Genomic DNA, 20,400 nt, shown 5'->3' on the forward strand with positions numbered 1-20,400 from the left:
GCCATGGGCGCTCGCGTCCATAATACGGTGCACGGCCGGGCCGGGGGGCGCACCGTGCTGCTCTCACCCGGACTCGGCGGTTCGGCCGCGTATTTCGCGCCCCAGGTTCCGGCGCTGGCCGAGCGTATGCGCGTCGTCACCTACGATCATCGCGGCACCGGGCGCTCGGGCGGTCCCGTCGCGCCGGACCACGACATCGCGGCGATGGCCCGCGATGCGCTCGATCTCATCGACGGTCTCGACATCGCGCAAGTCGACATCGTCGGCCACGCGCTCGGCGGGCTGATCGGCCTGCAACTCGCCCTGACGCATCCGGAGCGGGTCGGGCGCCTCGTCGTCGTCAACGGCTGGGCCGCGATGGATTCGGCGACGCGCCGCTGCTTTGCCGCGCGCAAGGCGCTGCTGACGCGGGCCGGCCCGGAGGCCTATGTCCGGGCGCAAGGCATCTTCCTCTACCCGGCTCCGTGGCTCTCGCAGAACGCCGAGCGCGTCGCCGCCGACGAGGCGCACGCGCTGGCCCATTTCCCCGACACGGCGACGGTGCTGACCCGCATCGCCGCGCTGGAAGCGTTCGACGCGACCGAGGCGCTGGCCCGCATCCCGCACGAGACCCTGCTGATGGCCGCGCGCGACGACGTGCTCGTGCCCTTCACCGCTTCGCAGGCGCTGGCGGACGGGCTGCCGAACGCCCGGCTCGTCCTCGCCGAGGACGGCGGCCACGCCCACAGCGTCACCCGCGCCGAGGCGTTCAACGCCGCGCTCCTCGACTTCCTCGGGCGCCCCTGAGGACGCCCCGCATGAGAAGGTCGCCGCCATGACCGTTGCCGAGCGTTCCCGTGACGCCGCGCCGCTTGCCGGCCCCGCCTATCGCGAGGCGATGTCCCGGCTCGCCGGAGCGGTCCACCTGATCACCACCGACGGGCCCGGCGGCCGGGCCGGCTTCACCGCCTCGGCCGTGTGCAGCGTCAGCGACGCGCCGCCGACGCTGCTCGTCTGCATCAACCGCGGATCGTCGGCGCACGGCGCCTTCAGCCGCAACGACAGCCTCTGCGTCAGCACGCTCGGCGCGGACCACGAGGGGCTGGCGACGCTGTTCGGCGGGCGCACCGACATGGCCGAGCGGTTCGCCGCCGGCACGTGGCGGACCCTGCGCACCGGCGCGCCCGCGCTCGCCGACGCGCTCGTCGCCTTCGACGGCCGCATCGTCGCGCGCCACGCGGTCGGCACGCACGACGTGCTGTACTGCGCGGTCGAGGCCGTCGCCACGGCCGGGGAGGCCGACGCGCTCCTCTACGGCGAGCGGCGCTACCGCAGGCTGGCCCGCATCCCGCGCCCCGCCGAGGCCCCGGCCTTCGCGCGCGCCTGAACCGCGACCGGCGGCACGGAAAATGCTCGCTCGCCGCCGCATCGGCACACCCCGCGACCTCTTGGGAAACGACCAACCTGCCATGTCGCGTGCCGCCGCCCTCGCCCTGAAGCCGCCGCCCGAACCGGATCGGCCGGCGCTGCCCGCCGTGGCGCCCCGGCCGGTCGTCTCCGCGCGCGGCCTGTGCCTGACCTACGAGGCCGCCGACGCGCCGGTCCACGCGCTCGCCGACGTCGATCTCGCCGTGGCGCCGGGGGAGTTCGTCTCGTTCATCGGGCCGTCCGGCTGCGGCAAGACCACCCTGCTGCGCTGCGTCGCCGACCTCGAACGGCCGACCGGCGGGCAACTGACCGTCAACGGGGTGAGCGCCGAGGCGGCGCGGCTGCGGCGCGACTACGGCTTCGTGTTCCAGGCGCCCGCACTCTATCCGTGGCGGACGATCGAGCGGAACGTGGCGCTGCCGCTGGAAATCTTCGGCGTCCCGCGCGCCGAGCGCCGCGAGCGGGTCGCCCGCTACCTCGATCTGGTCCAGCTCTCGGGCTTCGCGAAAAAGTTTCCCTGGCAGCTCTCCGGGGGCATGCAGAGCCGCGCCTCCATCGCCCGCGCACTCTGCTTCGACCCGAAGCTCCTGCTCATGGACGAGCCCTTCGGGGCGCTGGACGAGATCGTGCGCGACCATCTCAACGCGCAGCTGCTCGCCCTGTGGCGCGCGACCGCCAAGACGGTCCTGTTCGTCACCCACTCGATTCCCGAGGCGGTCTACCTCTCGACCCGCGTCGTCGTGATGTCGCCGCGCCCCGGCCGGATCGTGGACATCGTCGATTGCGCCGGCCTCGGGCCGGAGCGCCCGCTGGAGATCCGCGAATCGCCCGAGTTCCTGCGCCTGTGCCAGCGGGTGCGCGAGGGTCTGCGCGCCGGTCACGCCTATGACGCCTGAGGCGGCGCCCCTGCCGTCGGTGCCGAGGCGGCGGCCCGCGGAGCCCGGCTGGCTGCTGCCGGTGGCGAGCGTCGTGCTGGCGATCCTCGTCGCGTGGACGCTGGCCGCGCTCCTCGCGAACTGGTCCGGCGCCGCCGACGCGCTGGTCCGGGCCGGCGAGGCGCCGGAGGCGGGCCGGATCGCCGCGGCGACGATGGCGCTGGAGCGGCCCGTCGTCCCGGCCCCGCATCAAGTGATCGCGGAAGTATGGCGCGGCGTGTTCGGCTTCCCCATCACCTCGAAGCGCAGCCTCGTCTACCACGCCTGGGTCACGCTCTCGGCGACGATGCTCGGCTTCGCCATCGGCTCCGTGCTCGGGATCGCGCTCGCGGTCGCGATCGTCCACCTGCGCAGCGTCGAGGCGAGCCTGATGCCCTGGATCGTCGCCTCGCAGACGGTCCCGATCCTGGCCGTCGCCCCGATCGTCATCGTGGCCTTGGGGGCGGCGGGCTTCACCGGGCTGCTGCCGAAGGCGGTGATCGCCGCCTATCTCTGCTTCTTCCCGGTCACGGTCGGCATGGTGAAGGGCTTGAGCGCGCCCGACGCGATCCATCGCGACCTGATGCGGACCTACTCGGCCTCGAAGCCGCAGATCCTCGCCCGCCTGCGCTGGCCCGCGTCGCTGCCCTACCTGTTCGCCAGCTTGAAGATCGCCGTGGCGGCGAACCTCGTCGGCACCATCGTGGCCGAACTGCCGACGGGCGCGCAGGCCGGGCTCGGGGCGCGGCTCCTGGCCGGCTCCTATTACGGGCAGACGATCCAGATCTGGGCCGCGCTGGTCGCGGCGGCCGTGCTCTCGGCGCTGCTCGTTCGCGCGGTCGGCCTCGCCGAGACCGCGACCCTGCGGGCAAGCGGGGGCCCGCTTGCCACGGGGGGCCGCCGATGACGCACCGCGCCGCCCGCCTCGCCCTGCTCGGCCCCGCGGCGCTCGTCGGCGGGCTCGCCCTGGCGCTCGGCGTCCATGGCCCCGACCTCGCCGGGCAGGCGGGGGCCGGCATCTGGCTCGGCTTGGCCCTCGTCTGGCTCGCCGCCACCTTCGCCGCGCGCGATCTCGCCGCGCTGACGCCGCGCGACCGCGCGGCCCGCCGGGCCGTCGGCCTCGCCCTGCCGCTGCTGTTCGGCCTCCTCGTCCTCGTGACGTGGGAGACGGTCGTCGTGGGCGCCGGCGTGCCGGCCGTGCTGATGCCGCCGCCCTCCGCCGTCGCGATGCGCTTTGCCGCCGCCGGCCCGACGCTGGCCGCCGACTTCGTCCAGACCTGCCTGAAATCGGCCCTACCGGGCTACGTCATCGGCAACGTGGCGGGCCTTACTGTCGCGATCCTCGCCGACCGGGTGGCGTTCCTGCGGCGCGGCCTCCTGCCGGTGGCCGACGTCGCCTCGGCGCTCCCCATCGTCGGCATCGCGCCGATCATGGTGATGTGGTTCGGCTTCGACTGGCCGTCGAAGGCCGCGGTGGTCGCCGTGATGACCTTCTTCCCGATGCTGGTGCAGGCGGGCGCGGGGCTGGCCGCCACGGGCCGGATCGAGCGCGACCTGATGCGCACCTACGCGGCGGGCTACGGGCGCACGCTGCTGGCGCTGCGCCTGCCCACCGCGCTGCCCTTCCTCTTCACCGCCCTCAAGATCAACGCGACGCTCGCGCTGATCGGGGCGATCGTCGCCGAGTTCTTCGGTACGCCGATCGTCGGCATGGGCTTCCGCATCTCGATCGAGGCGGCCCGGCTCTCGCTCGACATGGTCTGGGCCGAGATCGCGCTCGCCGCGCTGGCGGGCTCGGCCTTCTACGGGCTCGTCGCGCTGATCGAGCGCGCCGCGACCGGCTGGCATCCGGCGATGCGGGGGCGCTGAGCCGAGACCAAAGGCACACGAGAGGAGACGGGGATGGCGGGAATCGACGGGCGGATCCGGGCGCTGGTCTGCGCGGGGGCGACGCTGCTGGGCTTGGCCGCGGGGGGCGCGCGTGCGGCGGAAAAGGTGACGCTCCAGCTCAAATGGGTGCCGCAGGCGCAGTTCGCGGGCTACTACGTCGCGCAGGCCAAGGGCTTCTACAAGCAAGCCGGCCTCGACGTGACGATCAAGCCGGGCGGGCCGGACGTCGCCCCGCCGCAGGTCATCGCGGGCGGGGGCGCCGATGTCGTCGTCGATTGGATGCCCTCGGCGCTGGCCTCGCGCGAGAAGGGCGTGCCGCTCGTCAACATCGCCCAGCCGTTCAAGAAGTCGGGCCTGATGCTGACCTGCCGGGCCGAGACCGGCATCAAGGTGCCGGCCGACCTGAAGGGCCGGACGCTGGGCGTCTGGTACTCGGGCAACGAGTATCCCTTCCTGGCCTGGATGGCCAAGCTCGGGCTCAAGACCGACGGCTCGCCCGGCGGCGTCACCGTGCTCAAGCAGGGCTTCAACGTCGATCCGCTGATCCAGCGTCAGGCCGACTGCGTCTCGACCATGAGCTACAACGAGTACTGGCAGGTGATCGACGCCGGCTTCAAGCCGGAGCAGCTGGTGGTGTTCCGCTACGAGGACCAGGGCGTCGCCACCCTGGAGGACGGCCTCTACGCGCTGGAATCGAAGCTCAAGGACAAGGCGTTCGTGGCCCGGCTCGCCAAGTTCGTGGCGGCCTCAGAGAAGGGCTGGGCCTACGCCGCCGAGCACCCGGACGAGGCCGCCGGGATCGTCTTGGAGAACGATGCCAGCGGCGCCCAGACCGAAAAGCATCAGAAGCGCATGATGACCGAGATCGCCAAGCTGCTCGACCGGTCGGGGGGCAAGCTCGCCCCGGCCGATTACGAGCGCACGGTCGCCATCCTGCTCGCGGGCGGAACCGATCAACCCGTCATCACCCGCAAGCCCGAGGGCGCCTGGACGCATGCCGTGACCGGGAACCCGTAGCGCTCGCGCGGCAGGCGGTGGTCGGCTTCCCTCGGCGCGGCGCGCCGGGGCCCGCGTCCCCGGCCGGTTCCCGTCACAGGCTCGGGTGCAGCCCGCGGACCGGGCTCATGCCCTCCAGCACCGCGGCGGCGTGCAGGAGGGTCGTCTCCGCCTGCCAGCTTCCCACCAACTGCACGTTGATCGGCAGGCCCTCGCGGCTCGTCCCGAACCGCATCGACAGCCCCGGCAGCCCCGTCACGACCTCGGGGCTGCTGCCGGCGTGAAACGGGAAGGCGCGCCCGGCCTCGGGTGGGCCGAACGCGCCTCGGGTCGTTTCGTGCTCCGGGCGGTCAGCCCTGGCGGAGATGCGCCAGGAGGCGCTCGGCCGTCGGTCCGGACGAGGCCGGGTTCTGGCCGGTGATCAGCAGGCCGTCGGCCAGCACGTAGGGCTCCCAATCGCCCGCCTTGGAGAACCGGCCGCCGTTGCGCTTCAGCTCGTCCTCGACGAGGAACGGCACCACCTCGGTCAGGCCCACCGCCTCCTCCTCGGTGTTGGTGAAGCCGGTGACGTCCTTGCCCTCGACCAGCGGCTTGCCGTCGGGCGTCTTGGCGTGGCGCAGCACGCCGGGGGCGTGGCAGACGAGGGCGACGGGCTTGCCGGCCTGCAGCGTCGTCTCGATGAGCGTGATCGAGGCGGGGTCCTCGGCGAGATCCCAGAGCGGGCCGTGGCCGCCGGGGTAGAACACCGCGTCGAAGCCGTCATGGCTCACGCCGTCGAGCCGGACCGTGTCCGCCAGGACCGCCTTGGCCTCGGCATCCGCCTCGAAGCGGCGGGTCAGGTCGGTCTGGAAGTCCGGCTCGTTGCTCTTCGGATCGAGCGGCGGCTGCCCGCCTTTCGGCGAGGCCAGGACCAGTTCGGCGCCGGCATCCTTGAACGCGTAGTAGGGCGCGGCGAGTTCCTCCAGCCAGAAGCCGGTCTTGCGGCCGGTGTCGCCGAGCTGGTCGTGGGAGGTGAGCACCATCAGGATCTTCATCGTCGTTCTCCTGGACCGATGTGAGGCGATCTTTCCATAATTCGGGAGTAGATCAGTTGTGCCGGGCCGACATATCGCGGTGGGGACGGGATGTCCGCAGCGCTGCGGCAGCATCTTTCCACGGTGCCGGAGAGGGCGATGGGGAGACAAACTTAATCGTTTGTTATGCATCCGATCCCATACCCAAATACACGATGTCGTGCGCGGTGCGAGCCTGAGAACTGCCGGATGACGATCAAGCGAATCCTGACGGGCCTGTTCTCGCTCATGCTGCTGCTGTGCCTCGGCCAGGGCGCGCTGACGCTGGTGAAGCTCGACAGCACGGGACAGCGGACGACCGACCTGCTCGACAACGCCATCCCCTCGATGAACGAGGCGAACGTCATCAACACCCTCGTCATCCGCACCCGGCTCTGGCAGTTCCGCTACATGACGGACCAGAGCGAGGCCGCGAAGGCCGAGAGCGCGGCCAAGGTGGTGGAGTTCAGCCGCGACCGGGACGCCAAGCTTCAGGCGTATCGCGCGCTCGTCGCCTCGCCCGAGGAGCAGCGGGTCTACGACGACCTCCGGGCCAAGCTGGAGCGGCTGAACCCCGAATGGGACCGGCTGCGGGGCTTCCCCGCCGAGCGTCACGACGAGGCCATGGCCTTCTTCCGCGGGCCGATGAACGCGAGCTACCTCGCGGCCTCCGCCGCGACCCGGGCGCTGGTCGAACTCAACGTTGCGGCGAGCAAGGCGGCCGGCAGCCTGATCCGCGACGAGCAGACCTCCGCCCTTCGCGCGACGCTCGTCATGCTGTGCATCTCCGCCCTGATCGCGGTGGGCGCGATGGCCTTCGGCTTCCTCGGCATCGCCCGCCCGATCGAGCGCATGACCGGCGCCATGCGACGTCTGGCCGACGGCGATGCCGGGATCGAGATTCCGGGCGGCGGACGCCGGGACGAGGTCGGCGCCATGTCCGCCACCGTGCAGGTGTTTCGCGACAACCTGATCCGCACGCGCCAGCTCGAAGCCGAGACGGCGCTCGCCCGCGCCTCGGCCGAGGCGCAGCGCAAGGCCGGGATGCGGCAGATGGCCGACGGCTTCGAGCACGCCGTCGGCGGCATCGTCGGCATGGTCTCGTCCGCGGCGAGCGAGTTGCAGGCCACCGCCCAAAGCATGAGCGCCACCGCCGGCCAGACCGCCGTGCGTTCCGTCAGCGTCGCGGCCGCAGCCGAGGAGGCGGCGAGCAACGTCACCACCGTCGCTGCCGCGGCCGAGGAACTCGGTTCCTCCGTCGATGAGATCGGCCGGCAGGTCTCGGGCTCGGCCGCCCTGGCGCAGGCCGCGGTCGCCGAGGCGAAGGGGACGGCCGGGCTGGTTCAGGAGCTGGCGCAGGCCGCGAGTCGCATCGGCGACGTGGTGGCCCTGATCTCGCAGATCGCCGGCCAGACCAACCTGCTGGCGCTGAACGCCACCATCGAGGCGGCGCGCGCGGGCGAAGCGGGCCGCGGCTTCGCGGTCGTGGCGGCGGAAGTGAAGGAACTCGCCAACCAGACCGCGCGGGCCACCGACGAGATCGGTCGCCAGATCGGCCAGATCCAGGGCTCGACGGCCGAGGCGGTGGCGGCGATCGACGGCATCGGCGCGCGCATCCGCGAGATCTCGGATGTGGCCGCATCCATCGCCGCGGCGGTCGAGGAGCAGGGGGCGGCGACCCAGGAGATCGTGCGCAACGTCGCCCAGGCGGCGGCCGGCACCGAGGAGGTGACGTCCAACATCACCGGCGTGGCGGGCGCCGCCGAAGAGACCGGCGCGGCCTCGGCCCAGGTGCTGGCCTCGGCTTCCGAACTGTCGCGCCAGTCCGAGCACCTCACCGGCGAGGTGGCCCGCTTCCTCGCGAGCGTGCGCGCCGCGTGAGGCACCCGACCCGGCCGTGCGGCCGGGTCCGGGACCGATGAGGCGGCGCGGCCTACCCCTCGATGGCCGAGCCGATCTGCGTCGCCGTACCGCCGAGGAGCGCGAGCGCGTCTCCGCCGAGGATGATCGGCGTGACGGCGGCCAGCGCGATCACATCACCGTTCTGGACCAGAAGCATCATGCTGCGGAAGGGACGCGGGACGCTGGAGAGGATGGCGTTGACGTAGTCCCACGCGGTCGAGCCGGTCTCGTCGTCCAGGCAATTGGTGACGACGTAAGCGATGGCGGCCCCGAGGATGATCTCACCAAAGCCCCCCTCGAGAACCGGTCCCCATAAATAAGCCTCCCGCATCAGCTTGCATTCGACCGGCAACATGGCAATGAAATCACTCATGAGCGGCAGGAACTGGACGCACCAGTAGATCGTCTGCGTGATGTCGCCGGCTCCCTTCCGGTCGAAATCCATCCAGGTCGAGAGCGGCATCGTATAAAGGCCGGAAAGCCCCGAGAAGAGCCACGTCAGCCAGCCGGTCATGGCGCTCTGCACCGTCGGAATCTTATAGGCCGCCAGGAAGTTGGTGACGATCGCCCCCGTATCGGCCTCGATGCCGATCACACCGCCGATCAGACCGAGAACGCCGGCGATCATCGGCATGCCCTCGTTGAGGAAGAAGGCGGCCTCCTCCTTGTTCCAGGCGGCGAAGTCCAGCTCCGGGGTCGGAATGCCGTCCTTCATCAACAAGGCGAACATCCTCAGGAATAAATCCCAAACCTCCGTCATATTCTGTGGCCTCTCCACGCCCTCGGGCGCAGCGGCGACGACCTTGATCTCGCGCACGATCTTGTACAGGATCGTGACCGGAACCGCCAGAATCAGGCAGAGAACATCGAGTATCGTCATGTCATCGCCGGTATACTTCTTGTATACATAGGAAATGACGGGAATGTGGATCGGATTGAACTGGCCGGGGCCAGGATCGATCAGCTTCATCACGCTTTCGATGGCATCGGAGATCAGATCGAGGAGGGCATCGGCGACATGGACCGCGCCCTTGAACGAATCGACGATCAGCGCTTCGACGATGTCCAGAAGCTTGACGATCGCCGTATCGAAGATGTTGTCGATGCCGATCTCTTCGAAACTCTTCTTCAGGGCCTCGACATGGGGCGGCACGGACGTGCCGGTCTCCGTCGAGGAGGGATGCCGCCCGCGGGCGCCCGCCCAATGCGTCCGCACCGCGCTTTCGAGGTTCGACGGATCGATCCGGCCCAAGCCCGCCGTGCCCATCAGGCCGGTCTGCCCCATATGCCCGTTCGTCAGGTGACGCGTGTAGGTGCAGCGGGCACGGTGGTGTTGCAGGTGCCGGTGATAGTCCGTCCCGGCGAGGTACTGCCCCTTGAACGGAACCTTCGATTTCGACGCCAGGGCGTTGACGTGGCCGTTGGGCGTCGTCGATCGGTGCTGCTCCTGTCCGAAATGCGATTTCGCCTTCTCGATGTGCCCGGCCACCTCTTTTCCTAGTTTGCCGAGCTCGTTTCTGGAAAAATCCTTGATCTCGTCGATTCGCGCGAGCGGATATTGCATCCCCCAGCGGAACATATGCTTGAGCGCCTTGTGCGTCTTGACGATGTCTTCCCACCCGAACAGCATCCTGAGGAAGGCGACGACCTCCTTGATGAAGGCCTCGACGTCGGCGACCGCCTTCTGGATCGAGCACAGGATGGTATCGACGATGTCGCCGGCCTCGCGGATCGTCCTGGCGACGTAGCGGATGTCGTTGAGCACGACGTGGATGACGTCGTCCGTCACCGTCACCGTCCAGTCCTTGACCTCCAGAGCGGCGTGCTTGGCCCATTGCAGCGCGTCGCCGAGATCGCCGAGGACCGATCCGAGTCCGGTCGTATCGGCCTCGGCCGGATCGATCTCCCGGCACGCGACCGGCCGGTCGGGCTCGACACGGATGTGCCAGCAGCGCGTCGGCAGAGGCGTGGCCCCCAGCGTCGCGCCCGGCGGATGCTTCCGCAGCCACGCGCCGGTGTGGTTGAGCATGTGCGCGACGTGCTCGCCCCCGGAGGCGTCGTCGGGAACGAGCGCCTTCGATTTGTTGGCGCCCCCCGTCCGGAGGGCGTGGGCGTCGGTCGGGTGCTTCGGATCGCTGCCCGACAGGCGGTTGGCGACGGAGGACGCGCTCTGGTCTCCGGTATCGGTGACGTCGCCCTGGCAGACGCACCGGACCGGGGCGTGCCCGTCCTTGACGGCCGTGATCGTCAGGCGCGGAAACTGCAGGCTGGTCGCCTCGTGACGGATACAGGCCCTGCCGCCCTCGTCCGTCGGAATCGGCGCGGAGGGACGGCCGGGCCCGACCCAGTAGCTGAGGCCGCCGATGATCAGCGCGACCCATTGGTCGGACTCGACCGTCAGGATCGACCCCGCCGCGACCGCGCGGTTCGCGTGCGTCACCGACACGTCGATCGCGATGCAGGAGACCTCGGGCGGCGGGTCGTGCGTCTCGGTCGCGGGGTCGTAGGGCTTGATCGTGGCGAGCCGCTTCGTGCTCCACGCTGAGTTGGCGCCGTCGCGCGATAGGTGGAAGACCTGATTCTTCAGGCTCGCATTGGCGTCGGCGTAGAAGACTTCGAGCGTCTGCGTCTCCCGGGCCGGCGCCGCCGCGGCCACGATCCGGTTGCCGAGGCTGCGCCAGGGCACGAACGGCTCGGACACCGTGGCGTCGATATCCCGCAGCAGCCACAGCGTCTCCCCGCTCCGGGCGAACAGCGCGGTCCGGCCGTTCGCGCGCGTCACGCTGACGTCGGAGACGGAGGCCGGAACGCCGCCCGACGCGACCGCCGCCGCGCTCGAGGCGGCGGGGACGACGTTGAGCTGGTAGAGCATCATGCCCCCGCCGTTCGGCTCCAGGCCGAAGCGCCACAGGCCGCCCGCCATGTCGCCGAGGAGGGCGTGGAAGCGGATGGGGTCGCCCTGGATCGGCGTCACCGTATCGATGCCCGCCGGGAAACCGATCACGGCGAAGTCTGATGCGGTCAATCCCGCGATGCTCGCCGCCGTCCGGTCGAGGGAGGCGGTGTCGAGGTCGGCCGCGAGCCTGATCGCGGCGGCCTCCGCGGTCCACCACGACAGGGCCATCCGCCGCGGCGCGTTGCGGCTGCCGATCGTCATGAAGGCGTAGTTCGCGACCTGCCCCGCGGGCACGCCGAGGGTGGCGGCATCGGTCTGCACCAGCTGGTCCCAGGCACTGGTCGGCACGTTCTCCCAATCGACCAGATTGATCAGGAAGAACTGCGCGTTGTCGGCCCCGAGCAGGTTCGGGGTCGTCCCGTAGACGAACACGCCGTTGCCGGCCCCCGCATCGACCACCTCGATCTGCCCGACCTGAGACGTGAGGCTCGCCGCCGCCGCGGTCAGCGAGACGTCGTACCAGTCGCCGCCCTCCTGGCGTGCGATCCAGGCCACGGCGAAGCCGCCGCCATCGGCCTCGGTCCAGCCCCGCGCACGGTACAGGCACAGCACGTTGAGGACGGTGGCGCCCGCCGATCCCCCGTCCTTTCCGCCGTGAACGGTGAAGGCCCGGATCTCGACGATGGCGTAGGCGTCGCTCGCGGCCGCCGACGGCTTGCGCGGCCGGTGGGTCGAGACGTTCCAGCCCGATTGGGAGGCCGGGTCCGGCTCGAAGCAGACGATCCGCTCGCCATCGACGGCGATCACGCCGTGCTCGGTGGCGACGAAGGTTCCCGCCCCGCCGAGCGCGGGTCGCGGCGGTTCCTTCGTGTAGAGGTGGTCGTGGATCAATTGCGGCGAGACGCTGATCGCCAACGGCTGGTCGGCGAAGAGGGGCTTGCTGTCTGGGGCCACGAACGACGCTCCCGGGTTCGACTCACAACTGATGATTGACGAACGCGTGGCTGCGTGCAAGCTTCATTCTTGCGTTGAACGCGTTCAAGACTTTCGCACCCACCCGAAGCACCTCAGTCCAAAGACGACCAATCAATCCGAACAAAGAGAGAAATATGTCTTTGCTCTCAGGTATACACGTGTTTTACGGCAACAGCAGCCGCAAGCTCCAGTGGCTCTACAGCAACGGCCGAAGCTTCTCGATGACCCAGCCGGCCCACCCGGATGGTCTGCCGGACCTCGATCGCGGCGCATCCGCGGTCGTGTGGGAAAACCATGTGTGGATCTACTGCACATGCGTGGACAACGGCATTCACCAAGTCATGATGACGTGGGACGAGAACTCGAATTCGGCATCGTTCCGATACATGGGCCGGCTGGCCGGGGTCGACACGCAGGACGAGTGCGCGACGGTGGTCCGGGACGGCAGCATCCACTACTTCTATCGCCAGCGGAGCGACGGGTCGCTGAAGCATGTCAGTCAAGCCCCCGGCGGCATCTGGAACACGCATCGCGACGTCAAGTCCGGATCGCCCGGCATCAGTTACGGTCCGGCCGCCGTCTTGCGCGGCACCGGAATCAACGTCGTCTATTGTGAGAGCGGCTCGAACCGGCTCAAATGCGTCTGGCTCGACGGGTCGGACGCGGTCAACGATCTCTCGCCGCCGGTGCCGCTCCCGAACGGCAAGACCATCGGCCTTCACAGCACGCCGGCGGCCTGCCTGTTGGGAAACGACATCTTTGTTTTCCACCGCTCCAACGGCGGAAACGATCTGTTTTGCGCGATCAACGACCAAAATTTGACTTGGACCGAGCAGCAGCTCGACAACTACATCATCTATAACGGCCCTGGGGCGTGCGTATACGGCGACAAAATCTATCTTCTCACGCAGGGGACGTACAACAACCTGTACTGCCAGATGTATATCGGCCGGAAGTGGGTTCCGCCGATCATCCAGGTCACGCTCCCGAAACCGATCGACGACCTGTGGTGGTCGCCCGCCGCCGTGGCCGTCGCCTGAGCTTCGATCCAGCCAAGGCGGGAATCGTCTCCCTCCGGAATCGTTATCCATCCCGATCCGATTGCCGCCTCACGCATTCTCCGATCCATGACGGCGCTGCCAGAACGGCGCCTGCGCCCAGCGGCGCTCCAGGCCGTACCAGGCCGAGCGGTTCGCGCGGTAAGCCTGCCAGACGTCGTGCAGCGCCCGCGCGTAGGTCGCGTGGGCGGAAGCGTCGCCTTGAAACGTCCGCTCGGCGGCCTCCGCGGCGGCGAGGCCCGAATACAGGGCGTTGAACAGCCCCTGCGACGAGAGCGGGTCCATGGCGAAGGCGGCATCCCCGGCGGCAATCCAGCCCGGCCCGGAAGAGCGCTCGGACCGCGCGGTGTGGGCGGCGCAGATGCCGGTGGCCGCGCCGACGACCATCTCCGCCGCGAGCGGCGCCAGCGCCGGCCGGCTTCGGGCCCGCTCCAGGAGCGCGTCGGCGGATCGGAGGCTGACGGCGGCCGGCAGGTCCGCATCGGTGTAGAAGGCGAGGAGACGGCGCCCCCCCGGAAGATGCGCGCCGTACCACCAGCCCTCCGCCTCGGCTTCGATCAGCGACGGTGCGGACCCGCCCCCGGCGGCCGCGGCAGGCGCCTCGATCCAGCCGCAGACCAGCCGGTCGTCCACGGGGCGACGCGCGGCGAGGGCAGGATGCGGCCGGGCCGCGCGCCCGCGGGCGTCGATCAGGAACGCGGCCCGGATCGGCAGGCGCCGGCCGGCATGCGCCACGTCGAGACACCAGAGCGCGTCGCGTCGCGCGATCGTCCGCGGCTCGGCCGGGCAGAGCAGCGCGGCACCCCGCGCGACCGCGGTCGCCCGCAGCCGCGCGTCGAAGCGGGCACGGTCGAGATGCCAGCCCGGCCCGTCGGGATCGCTCAGCGCGTCGGCCTCCACGGCTTGCGCCCCGCCCCACCGGCTGCGGCGGAGCCCGCAGGGGAGCGGTTCGTCGGCGAGGAAGCCCTCCCACAGGCCCATGTCGGCCAAGAGCCGGCGGGCGGCGCCGGGCAGGCTCTCGCCGGTGCGCGCCGGGGGCAGACCCCGGCGCTCGATCACGAGCACGCGCCGGAACGGCGCGAGGTTGAGGGCGGCGACCGACCCGGCCGGCCCCGCCCCCAGCACCACGACGTCGGCCTCGATCGCGCCCGGGGCGCCGCCGCTCACGCCTTGATGGGGCCGAGGCCGGCGGGGAAGCGGCGCACCTTCTCGATGGTCGAGAGATCGACCGTCCGCGCCGCGTGCAACGGCGCCCCGTTGACGACGGTGGCGAGACGCTGCCCACTCGCATGCGCTTCGGCCGGATGCGGTTCCGGGATGACGTCTTGGATCGCCGCGTGCCGGTCCTCGACCTCGATCTTGTCCGGGAAGGCGCCGTCGTTGGGCCCGTCGCGCACCTCGACCACGCCGAGATGGTCGAAATGCGCGATCATGTTGTTGATCTGGTCGGTGTAGCTCGTGGTGCCCAGCGGCGCGATCCAGGCCGCGCGGTTGGCGAACGCCGCCAGCCGCTCGCTCATCGGTTGCTTCTCGTCCACGACGATGTCGTAGTTCTCCTTCGACAGCACTTGGTTCGGCACCCGCGCGGGCCAGAAGGTCGGCACGTAGGGATCGTAGGTCTTGGTGTAGCCCGAACGGCAGCTCGCCGTGTCGGTCTGCCACGGCACCGCCATCCACTGCGTCAGCCCGCCGGGATACTGGCCGGCCAGCGGTCCGTCCGGGATCGAGATCGCATCGGCGGTGAGCACCTCGCCGGACGAAGGCGGCACCCAGCCGTCATGCGCGTGGGCGATGCGGAACGGCTCCATGTAGAGGCTCGCCGCCCGCACCGGCCACGTCATCTCGCAGCCCGGATGGAAGGCGTCGGCGAGGCAGAATTCGAGCGCCGCGCGGGTCAGCACGTCGCCCTGCTCGGCGAGCGGCACCTCGTCGATCGATGTCGGCGGCCGGTACGCGGGATCGTAGTCGGCCTCGAAGCGGCCCGCCGCCCACTCGTCGAGGCACCAGAGCTGCGTGTCGCTCAGCACGGCGTGCTGGCGCGGCGTCTTGGCGGGCGGGACGTTCATGGCGTCGCCGTAGACCCAGGGCCAGGGCACCGGCGACCACGAATCCACCTCGAAGCGGCGGAACTGGTTGGCCAGCACCCGGCGATACTCGTTCCCCGCCGGCCCGTTGTCGGCGAGCCGTTCGATGCCCTTCCGGCTGTCGAAATCGTAGATGCCGTTCCAGCCGAAGCCCGCCGCGAAGCCGGCATTGACCCATTGCAGCCCGCTCAACCGCCGGAAGATCGGCAGGATGTCGCGGGTGAAGGAGGGCCGCGCCGGGCGCGCCAGCGTGCCGGCCGTGATCGCCACGTCCCGCATCAGGTCCCACATCGTGCGCACCGATTTGCGCTGCGGGCCGTAATTGGGCGGCGCCACGACGATCCAGGCCGGGGTGACCGGGAGCGGGCGTCCATCGATCTTCACCGTGGCGGTCACCGGCCCGTCGGAGACGTCGTCGTGCCAGCCGTCGTTGTTGGCGAAGGTGACGGCCCAGCTCTTGTCGTAGGAGGCGGACTTGCCGTGGCCGCCGAGCACGATCAGGCGGCCGGCCGCGTCGGTGCGGATCTCGCCGAGATAGACCTGCCGGTCCATGAAGACGCCGTCGTCGAAGGCGTGCGGTCCCTGATCCCGCCCCGAGATCGAGCGCGGCTTCGGCGTGATCGCGAGGTTCTTTCGCCGGGCGATGCCGGGATTGCGCAGGGTCGTCGGCGGGGCGGCCGCCGCCTCGGGGATGTCGAGGGCGAGCTGGAAGCCGTACCAAGCCGCCTTGGTGTTGGCGAGCCGCACCGTCCACTCGATCTCGGCGCCGGCCTGCGCGCCGGTGAGTTCGCGGATGACCCGGCCCTTCATGTTGACGCCGTAGATGCGAAAGCGCGCCGCCTGCCGCTTCAGGGCGTGGTTCGCGTCGCGATAGGCGCCCGGCGGCAGGGGCTCGGGATCGGGCACCTCGGGGCCGACGAACCAGCCGTCCGGGCTGTTGCCGACGCGGGCGACGCCGATGGCCGGATGGATCACCGCGCGCACGATGCAATCGTCCGAATCGACCGGAGGGGGCACGGCGGGGCGGGGCTGCGACGGGTCGGACAGCGACTGGCCGTTGGCGCTGTGGCGCAGATCGGCGCTCGCCGCGTAGACCGCCTTGCGCACGGTGGCGATCGAGGATTCCGGCACCGGCGCGTTGGCCTCGGGCACGCGCCAGATGTTGAAGGCGAGGCTCTGGCCGTATTCGGGCTGGCCGCGGGCGTTCACGTCCTGGCGCGGCACGATCAGCGTGGCGACCTCGACGAAGGAGTCCTTCTCGTGGGGCCATTCGACCGTGGCCTGATCGAGCGGCATGGTCGCCGGATCCGTGCGCCGCTGGATCATCAGCCGGAAGCGGTACTCGCCCGCGGCCAGCCGGTTGGCGAGGTCGGTCGCCAGATAGTCGGGCGCCTCGTTCGGGACGTTCTGCGCCTTGGTCATGGGGTCGAGCCGGTACTTGACGATCTCGTCGCCGAGCCGGAACGGCAGGATGCCCCAGTAGGTCGCCGTGAGGACGCTGCCCTCGACCTTCTGCATCCGGTCGAGGATGTCGCGGGTCCGGTGATGCTGGGCGAGGTAGCCCGGATAGTCGCCGAGCACCGTGCCGGCATAGGTGAACTCGCACATCGCCTTCGCGTCGTCGACGAAGAAGACGGGGTAGTTCTGCATGATGAGGTCGGCGGTGGCGCCGTCCTCGCCCAGCGCGTTGGGGCCGGGCACGCCGAACAGCTTGATGCCGACGCCCGTGGTCGATTCGAGATCGGGCGAGGTCGGCGCGGTGTCGCTGGAGAAGCGGATCCAGGCGGCGAGCGGGCCCTGCGCCAGAAAGCCGACGCGCCGGTCCGCGGGGAGGTCCGCCCGCGGCTCCAGCCGGGCATGGGCGACGCCGTGCAATTTGCGGAACACAGGCCGCTCCGCCGGCCGCTGGCCGAGGCGGATGCGCTTGGCCTGACCCATCTCGACGAACATCTCGATGAGACGCTCGGTCGATTGTCCGGCGCAATCCAGGCACGGCGGATAAGGGCTTTCCTTCGGCTCGCTCACGATCGTCCTCCCCCGTTGTCGTCCGCCTTCGGATCGGCGGCGTTCCGGCTCGCGGCGCCCGCCACGGCCCACCCCGGCGGTCCGGCCCGACGCCTTCCCCGACCGGCCCGATGGCGGCGGGAGACGCATCCGAGCCTGGCACAGGCCGTCCCGAGTCGCATTGCGACGCGCTTGTTAAATTCGAGGTTGCAGTTTCGGGCTTCGCCGTCAACGGGTAGGCAGCGTACGAACGGGCGCCGCGGCGCGTTGGGTTGCGACCGGTTATCGGGGAAGGCGTGTTCTCTCGACGAACAGGTTTACAGGGCCGGCCAGAGTGACGCTTTATTCAACGGCCGCAGAAGATTGCGCGCAGCCAAGCCCTATCCGAAGCCCTACCCAAACGTGTGATTATCCGGCATTGGTTGAACGTACGCGACTCGGTACGCGAGGGCTCTGCTCGTTCGAGGGGATAACTAGGAATTATGGGCGACAAAATACCCCTGGGCGACGTAAGAAGAAAATTCAACGCTACGCCTGATGTGTGGACAAAAGAGGACTACTGGCATTTTCACCTTCATCAGTCGTACAGAAGGATTCTAAAATACACAAAGAGCATTTTTGCTGGTAGCACAGTGTTAAATGTCGGAAGTTCAAGCGAAAATTACGGAATCCAATGCGCAGCAATGATATATCTGGATGTCGCAGAGAAATCGCTTCCTATCGGAGAATTGGCGATCTGCGGCGATGTGCAGAATATACCACTCAAAAATAATTGCTTTGATTCTGCAATTGCAATCGGTTCTGTATTAAATTACTGTGCGCCTGCTGAGTTTTTTTCAGAAATATCTCGGGTATTACGAAACGACGATTATTTCCTGTTTGACTTCGAGCAGTCTGAGGCTTTTGAGCATTATGGGAATGATATCTTTGGCAAAAAAGCCCATATATTCCAAACTGATTTCAATGGATATGATGAAACGATTTGGGTATTTAAACTGGAATATATCAAAAACCTATTGACATATTCCGAATTTAATATAATAAAAATTAAACATATCCATTCGATTTCGTCGCTTGTTTGGCGCTTGACAAGAAATAATAAGATGGCGACTGCAGCATGTAAGGTTGATTTTCTGTCATGCTCGCTGCCTTTCTTCAGGCGACTTTCGTCAAGTGTCTTCGTTATAGCCCAGAAAAAATCTTCGAAAGGGGCTTGATCAGTGTTTTTAATATAGCCAGACGAATCGGCATGAAAACCGAGATCAGGCCACAAAAGATTAGCAACAAAATTAATAATATTGCGATTGCAGTATAGGGACTGAGGCCTGCATAAATGGATAAGATTGATATTGCAGCAGAAACGATTAAGATAAAAATCAAGCCAAACGATAGAAGAAGATAAATAGTTCTATCTTTAAAGTTTGGCTCTGCTTGCTCGGGCGATACAAGCCCGGCGTGTTTGAGCGAACCGTTTAGCTTGACGAAGCTTTCCTTCTTTAGAGACGCAGATATACGATCAAGCTCGCCCTTGAGAAGTGCGTGGTATTTGTTCGTATAAGATTCAAATGGCCTGTACCATGCCACGTAATGATCAAAGTAAATACATTGTACCAAATTTATGTATGTTTTATTTGACATTTGTGAGCTCTTTTCATTTGATCTAATCAGTAGCACGCCTGCTCTATTTTCGGTCAGCGTGTCGATAATCAACGATGGAATCGTGTACGCGGTTTGAGCAATCTTGAAGCCTGCCAGTTCCAGAACTCGAATCCAGTACCTATTTGCTTCATCCTTTGTGTTGCCGTCCAGATTAAAGTTTATTTCCGTAACTATGTATGAAACAGGATGCAGTTTTTCTATATTACTGCAAAGCAATTCAATGAAAGAAAAGTAAGACGCATTACTTTCTTGGTGAGATTCGATGCAAAGATAGTCTATTATGGCAACCTGAGCACTAGAAACGTATCTATATTGGGCGTATCGGAGATGCGCTTATTGATTTTTAATGCGAAATATTTTATTCCCTGCCGACTTTCGATAGGTATTTCGTGCCAATGCGTGATTTCTCTCGTATCGGTGCGCTCAGAGGCTGCGGTCATACGAACGTAACACGCCAAAGCGCTCTCGAAATCTCCTTTTTTTGCCAATGGCCCGTCCAAATCCAGAAGTTCGAATTGCACTTTCAAGACAAATAATTCCTAGTTATCGGCATCCCCTCAGCCCCGCCCCACTCGATCCAAACGCCCGAACAGGTCGGCACCGCGAATGGCCGCGATCAGCGCGTGGTCGCTGACATGGGTGTAGATCTGCGTCGTCAGGATGCTGCGATGGCCGAGCAGGCGTTGGACGAAGCGGATGTCGACCCCGGCTTCGAGCAGTTCGGTCGCCGCCGTGTGGCGCAGCATGTGCGGAGTGACGCGGCGGGAGAGGCCGGCTGCGCGGGCCAGATGCCTGAGACGCGCTCGGATTCCGGCCGTGGTGAGGGCTTGGCCGTCGGCGTCCTGCAGCAGGCGGTCCGTCGGCAGCGAGCCAGCGTGATGCGTGCGGACGTAACCGCGCACGAGCCGCGTCATGCCCTCGCTCGGGATCACGACCTGACGTTGGCGATCCCCCTTGCCGACGATCCGGATGGCGCCGCGGTCGAGATCGAGGTCGGCGAGGCGCACCGAGACGAGTTCGCCGACGCGCATGCCGGTGGCGAACAGGAGCAGCGTCGCCAGACGCGTCAGCGGCGTCGCATCCTCGCAGGCCCGCGAAAGCCGCGCCATTTCGGTGGTGGTCAGGCACCGCGGCAACCGGTCGGGCACGCGAACGCGAATCTCCGTCCCCGCGAAGGGATCGGACGGGACGATTCCGGTGCGCAGCAACCACCGGAACAGGCTGCGTGCGCAGGCCAGCCGCCGCTTCACGGTGGCGGGTGCCAGGTTGCGGACGCCCGACAGGTGCGACGCGTAGGCGACGAGGGCCGAGCCGCTCACGCTCGGGGCTCCCACCGCCCCGAAGTAACCGATCAGCTCACCGATGTCCTGGCGGTAGGCGGCGAGCGTGTTCGATGAGAGATATCGCTCCAATCTGCAATGTTGAAGGAAGGCTTCTCCGGCTTCTTTCAGTTGCATCGTCCACACCGTCTCAGACAAAGGGGTGCGGACCCATGCACGAATGCCATAAAGCACGCGTTTAAGGGACGATCCCGATAGGCCTATCGAGGCTGCGGCAGGGCCA

Annotated in this window: 15 protein-coding genes; 9 read left to right on the forward strand and 6 right to left on the reverse strand. The window is 67.5% G+C overall.

All coding sequences use genetic code 11. From position 1 onward, the window contains the following. The first annotated feature begins 3 nt into the window (after nt 1-3). From rutD to AAHG03_RS00280, 6 genes are all read left to right on the forward strand, one after another. Entirely contained in the window at nt 4-786 is a 783-nt protein-coding gene (gene rutD, locus AAHG03_RS00255) for a pyrimidine utilization protein D (RefSeq protein ID WP_342147961.1), read from the forward strand. Between the two features lie 28 nt (nt 787-814). After that, the gene (locus AAHG03_RS00260; protein ID WP_342147962.1) at nt 815-1,366 is read left to right on the forward strand and encodes a flavin reductase; all 552 of its coding nucleotides are present in this window, start codon (nt 815-817) and stop codon (nt 1,364-1,366) included. Between the two features lie 82 nt (nt 1,367-1,448). Further along, the gene (locus AAHG03_RS00265) at nt 1,449-2,303 is read left to right on the forward strand and encodes an ABC transporter ATP-binding protein (protein ID WP_342147963.1); all 855 of its coding nucleotides are present in this window, start codon (nt 1,449-1,451) and stop codon (nt 2,301-2,303) included. Beyond that, on the forward strand, nt 2,293-3,228 hold the full coding sequence (locus AAHG03_RS00270) for an ABC transporter permease (protein WP_342147964.1): 936 nt from the start codon (nt 2,293-2,295) through the stop codon (nt 3,226-3,228). Before AAHG03_RS00265 ends, AAHG03_RS00270 begins: the two co-directional genes overlap by 11 nt. Further along, on the forward strand, nt 3,225-4,190 hold the full coding sequence (locus AAHG03_RS00275; protein WP_342147965.1) for an ABC transporter permease: 966 nt from the start codon (nt 3,225-3,227) through the stop codon (nt 4,188-4,190). The genes AAHG03_RS00270 and AAHG03_RS00275 overlap by 4 nt, the downstream gene beginning before the upstream one ends. A gap of 33 nt (nt 4,191-4,223) precedes the next feature. Then, a complete protein-coding gene (locus AAHG03_RS00280; protein WP_342147966.1) occupies nt 4,224-5,228 on the forward strand; it encodes an ABC transporter substrate-binding protein in 1,005 nt (334 codons plus the stop codon). Nucleotides 5,229-5,301: 73 nt separating this feature from the next. On the opposite strand, the gene AAHG03_RS00285 is transcribed toward AAHG03_RS00280, so the two are convergent. Both AAHG03_RS00285 and AAHG03_RS00290 read right to left on the reverse strand, forming a co-directional pair. Next, entirely contained in the window at nt 5,302-5,466 is a 165-nt protein-coding gene (locus tag AAHG03_RS00285; RefSeq protein ID WP_342147967.1) for a glutamyl-tRNA(Gln) amidotransferase, read from the reverse strand. A gap of 91 nt (nt 5,467-5,557) precedes the next feature. Then, complete coding sequence (locus AAHG03_RS00290) at nt 5,558-6,241, reverse strand: type 1 glutamine amidotransferase domain-containing protein (protein ID WP_342147968.1); 684 nt, start codon at nt 6,239-6,241, stop codon at nt 5,558-5,560. A 228-nt stretch (nt 6,242-6,469) separates the two neighbouring features. On the opposite strand from AAHG03_RS00290, the gene AAHG03_RS00295 reads away from it, so the two are divergent. After that, complete coding sequence (locus AAHG03_RS00295; protein WP_342147970.1) at nt 6,470-8,140, forward strand: methyl-accepting chemotaxis protein; 1,671 nt, start codon at nt 6,470-6,472, stop codon at nt 8,138-8,140. 52 nt (nt 8,141-8,192) lie between these two features. Here AAHG03_RS00295 and AAHG03_RS00300 read toward each other — a convergent pair whose 3' ends face one another. After that, nucleotides 8,193-12,011 carry a hypothetical protein gene (locus AAHG03_RS00300; RefSeq protein WP_342147971.1) on the reverse strand — a complete coding sequence of 1,273 codons (3,819 nt, stop codon included), beginning with the start codon at nt 12,009-12,011 and terminating at the stop codon, nt 8,193-8,195. A 242-nt stretch (nt 12,012-12,253) separates the two neighbouring features. Between AAHG03_RS00300 and AAHG03_RS00305 the strand changes: the two genes are divergently transcribed. After that, nucleotides 12,254-13,072 (forward strand): hypothetical protein, encoded by an 819-nt coding sequence (locus AAHG03_RS00305; RefSeq protein ID WP_342147972.1) that lies wholly within the window; start codon nt 12,254-12,256, stop codon nt 13,070-13,072. Between the two features lie 69 nt (nt 13,073-13,141). Here the strand turns inward: AAHG03_RS00305 and AAHG03_RS00310 are convergent, their stop codons facing one another. After that, nucleotides 13,142-14,257: an NAD(P)/FAD-dependent oxidoreductase gene (locus tag AAHG03_RS00310; protein WP_342147973.1), complete on the reverse strand. Its 1,116-nt coding sequence runs from the start codon at nt 14,255-14,257 to the stop codon at nt 13,142-13,144. Continuing rightward, a complete protein-coding gene (locus AAHG03_RS00315; RefSeq protein ID WP_342147974.1) occupies nt 14,254-17,199 on the reverse strand; it encodes a LodA/GoxA family CTQ-dependent oxidase in 2,946 nt (981 codons plus the stop codon). Before AAHG03_RS00315 ends, AAHG03_RS00310 begins: the two co-directional genes overlap by 4 nt. A 461-nt stretch (nt 17,200-17,660) precedes the next feature. On the opposite strand from AAHG03_RS00315, the gene AAHG03_RS00320 reads away from it, so the two are divergent. Then, nucleotides 17,661-18,395: a methyltransferase domain-containing protein gene (locus AAHG03_RS00320; protein ID WP_342147975.1), complete on the forward strand. Its 735-nt coding sequence runs from the start codon at nt 17,661-17,663 to the stop codon at nt 18,393-18,395. Nucleotides 18,396-19,394: 999 nt separating this feature from the next. Here the strand turns inward: AAHG03_RS00320 and AAHG03_RS00325 are convergent. Next, a complete protein-coding gene (locus tag AAHG03_RS00325) occupies nt 19,395-20,351 on the reverse strand; it encodes a tyrosine-type recombinase/integrase (protein WP_342147976.1) in 957 nt (318 codons plus the stop codon). Between the last annotated feature and the right edge of the window lie 49 nt (nt 20,352-20,400).

The sequence above is a fragment of the Methylorubrum subtropicum genome (assembly GCF_038442325.1).
GTDB classification, from domain to species: Bacteria; Pseudomonadota; Alphaproteobacteria; order Rhizobiales; family Beijerinckiaceae; genus Methylobacterium; species Methylobacterium subtropicum.

Bases quoted from the DNA above. Each gene is read 5' to 3' on its own strand.
- rutD (WP_342147961.1), top strand. From the start codon at position 4: ATGGGCGCTCGCGTCCATAATACGGTGCACGGCCGGGCCGGGGGGCGC.
- AAHG03_RS00260 (WP_342147962.1), top strand. From the start codon at position 815: ATGACCGTTGCCGAGCGTTCCCGTGACGCCGCGCCGCTTGCCGGCCCC.
- AAHG03_RS00265 (WP_342147963.1), top strand. From the start codon at position 1,449: ATGTCGCGTGCCGCCGCCCTCGCCCTGAAGCCGCCGCCCGAACCGGAT.
- AAHG03_RS00270 (WP_342147964.1), top strand. From the start codon at position 2,293: ATGACGCCTGAGGCGGCGCCCCTGCCGTCGGTGCCGAGGCGGCGGCCC.
- AAHG03_RS00275 (WP_342147965.1), top strand. From the start codon at position 3,225: ATGACGCACCGCGCCGCCCGCCTCGCCCTGCTCGGCCCCGCGGCGCTC.
- AAHG03_RS00280 (WP_342147966.1), top strand. From the start codon at position 4,224: ATGGCGGGAATCGACGGGCGGATCCGGGCGCTGGTCTGCGCGGGGGCG.
- AAHG03_RS00290 (WP_342147968.1), bottom strand. From the start codon at position 6,241: ATGAAGATCCTGATGGTGCTCACCTCCCACGACCAGCTCGGCGACACC.
- AAHG03_RS00295 (WP_342147970.1), top strand. From the start codon at position 6,470: ATGACGATCAAGCGAATCCTGACGGGCCTGTTCTCGCTCATGCTGCTG.
- AAHG03_RS00305 (WP_342147972.1), top strand. From the start codon at position 12,254: ATGACCCAGCCGGCCCACCCGGATGGTCTGCCGGACCTCGATCGCGGC.
- AAHG03_RS00320 (WP_342147975.1), top strand. From the start codon at position 17,661: ATGGGCGACAAAATACCCCTGGGCGACGTAAGAAGAAAATTCAACGCT.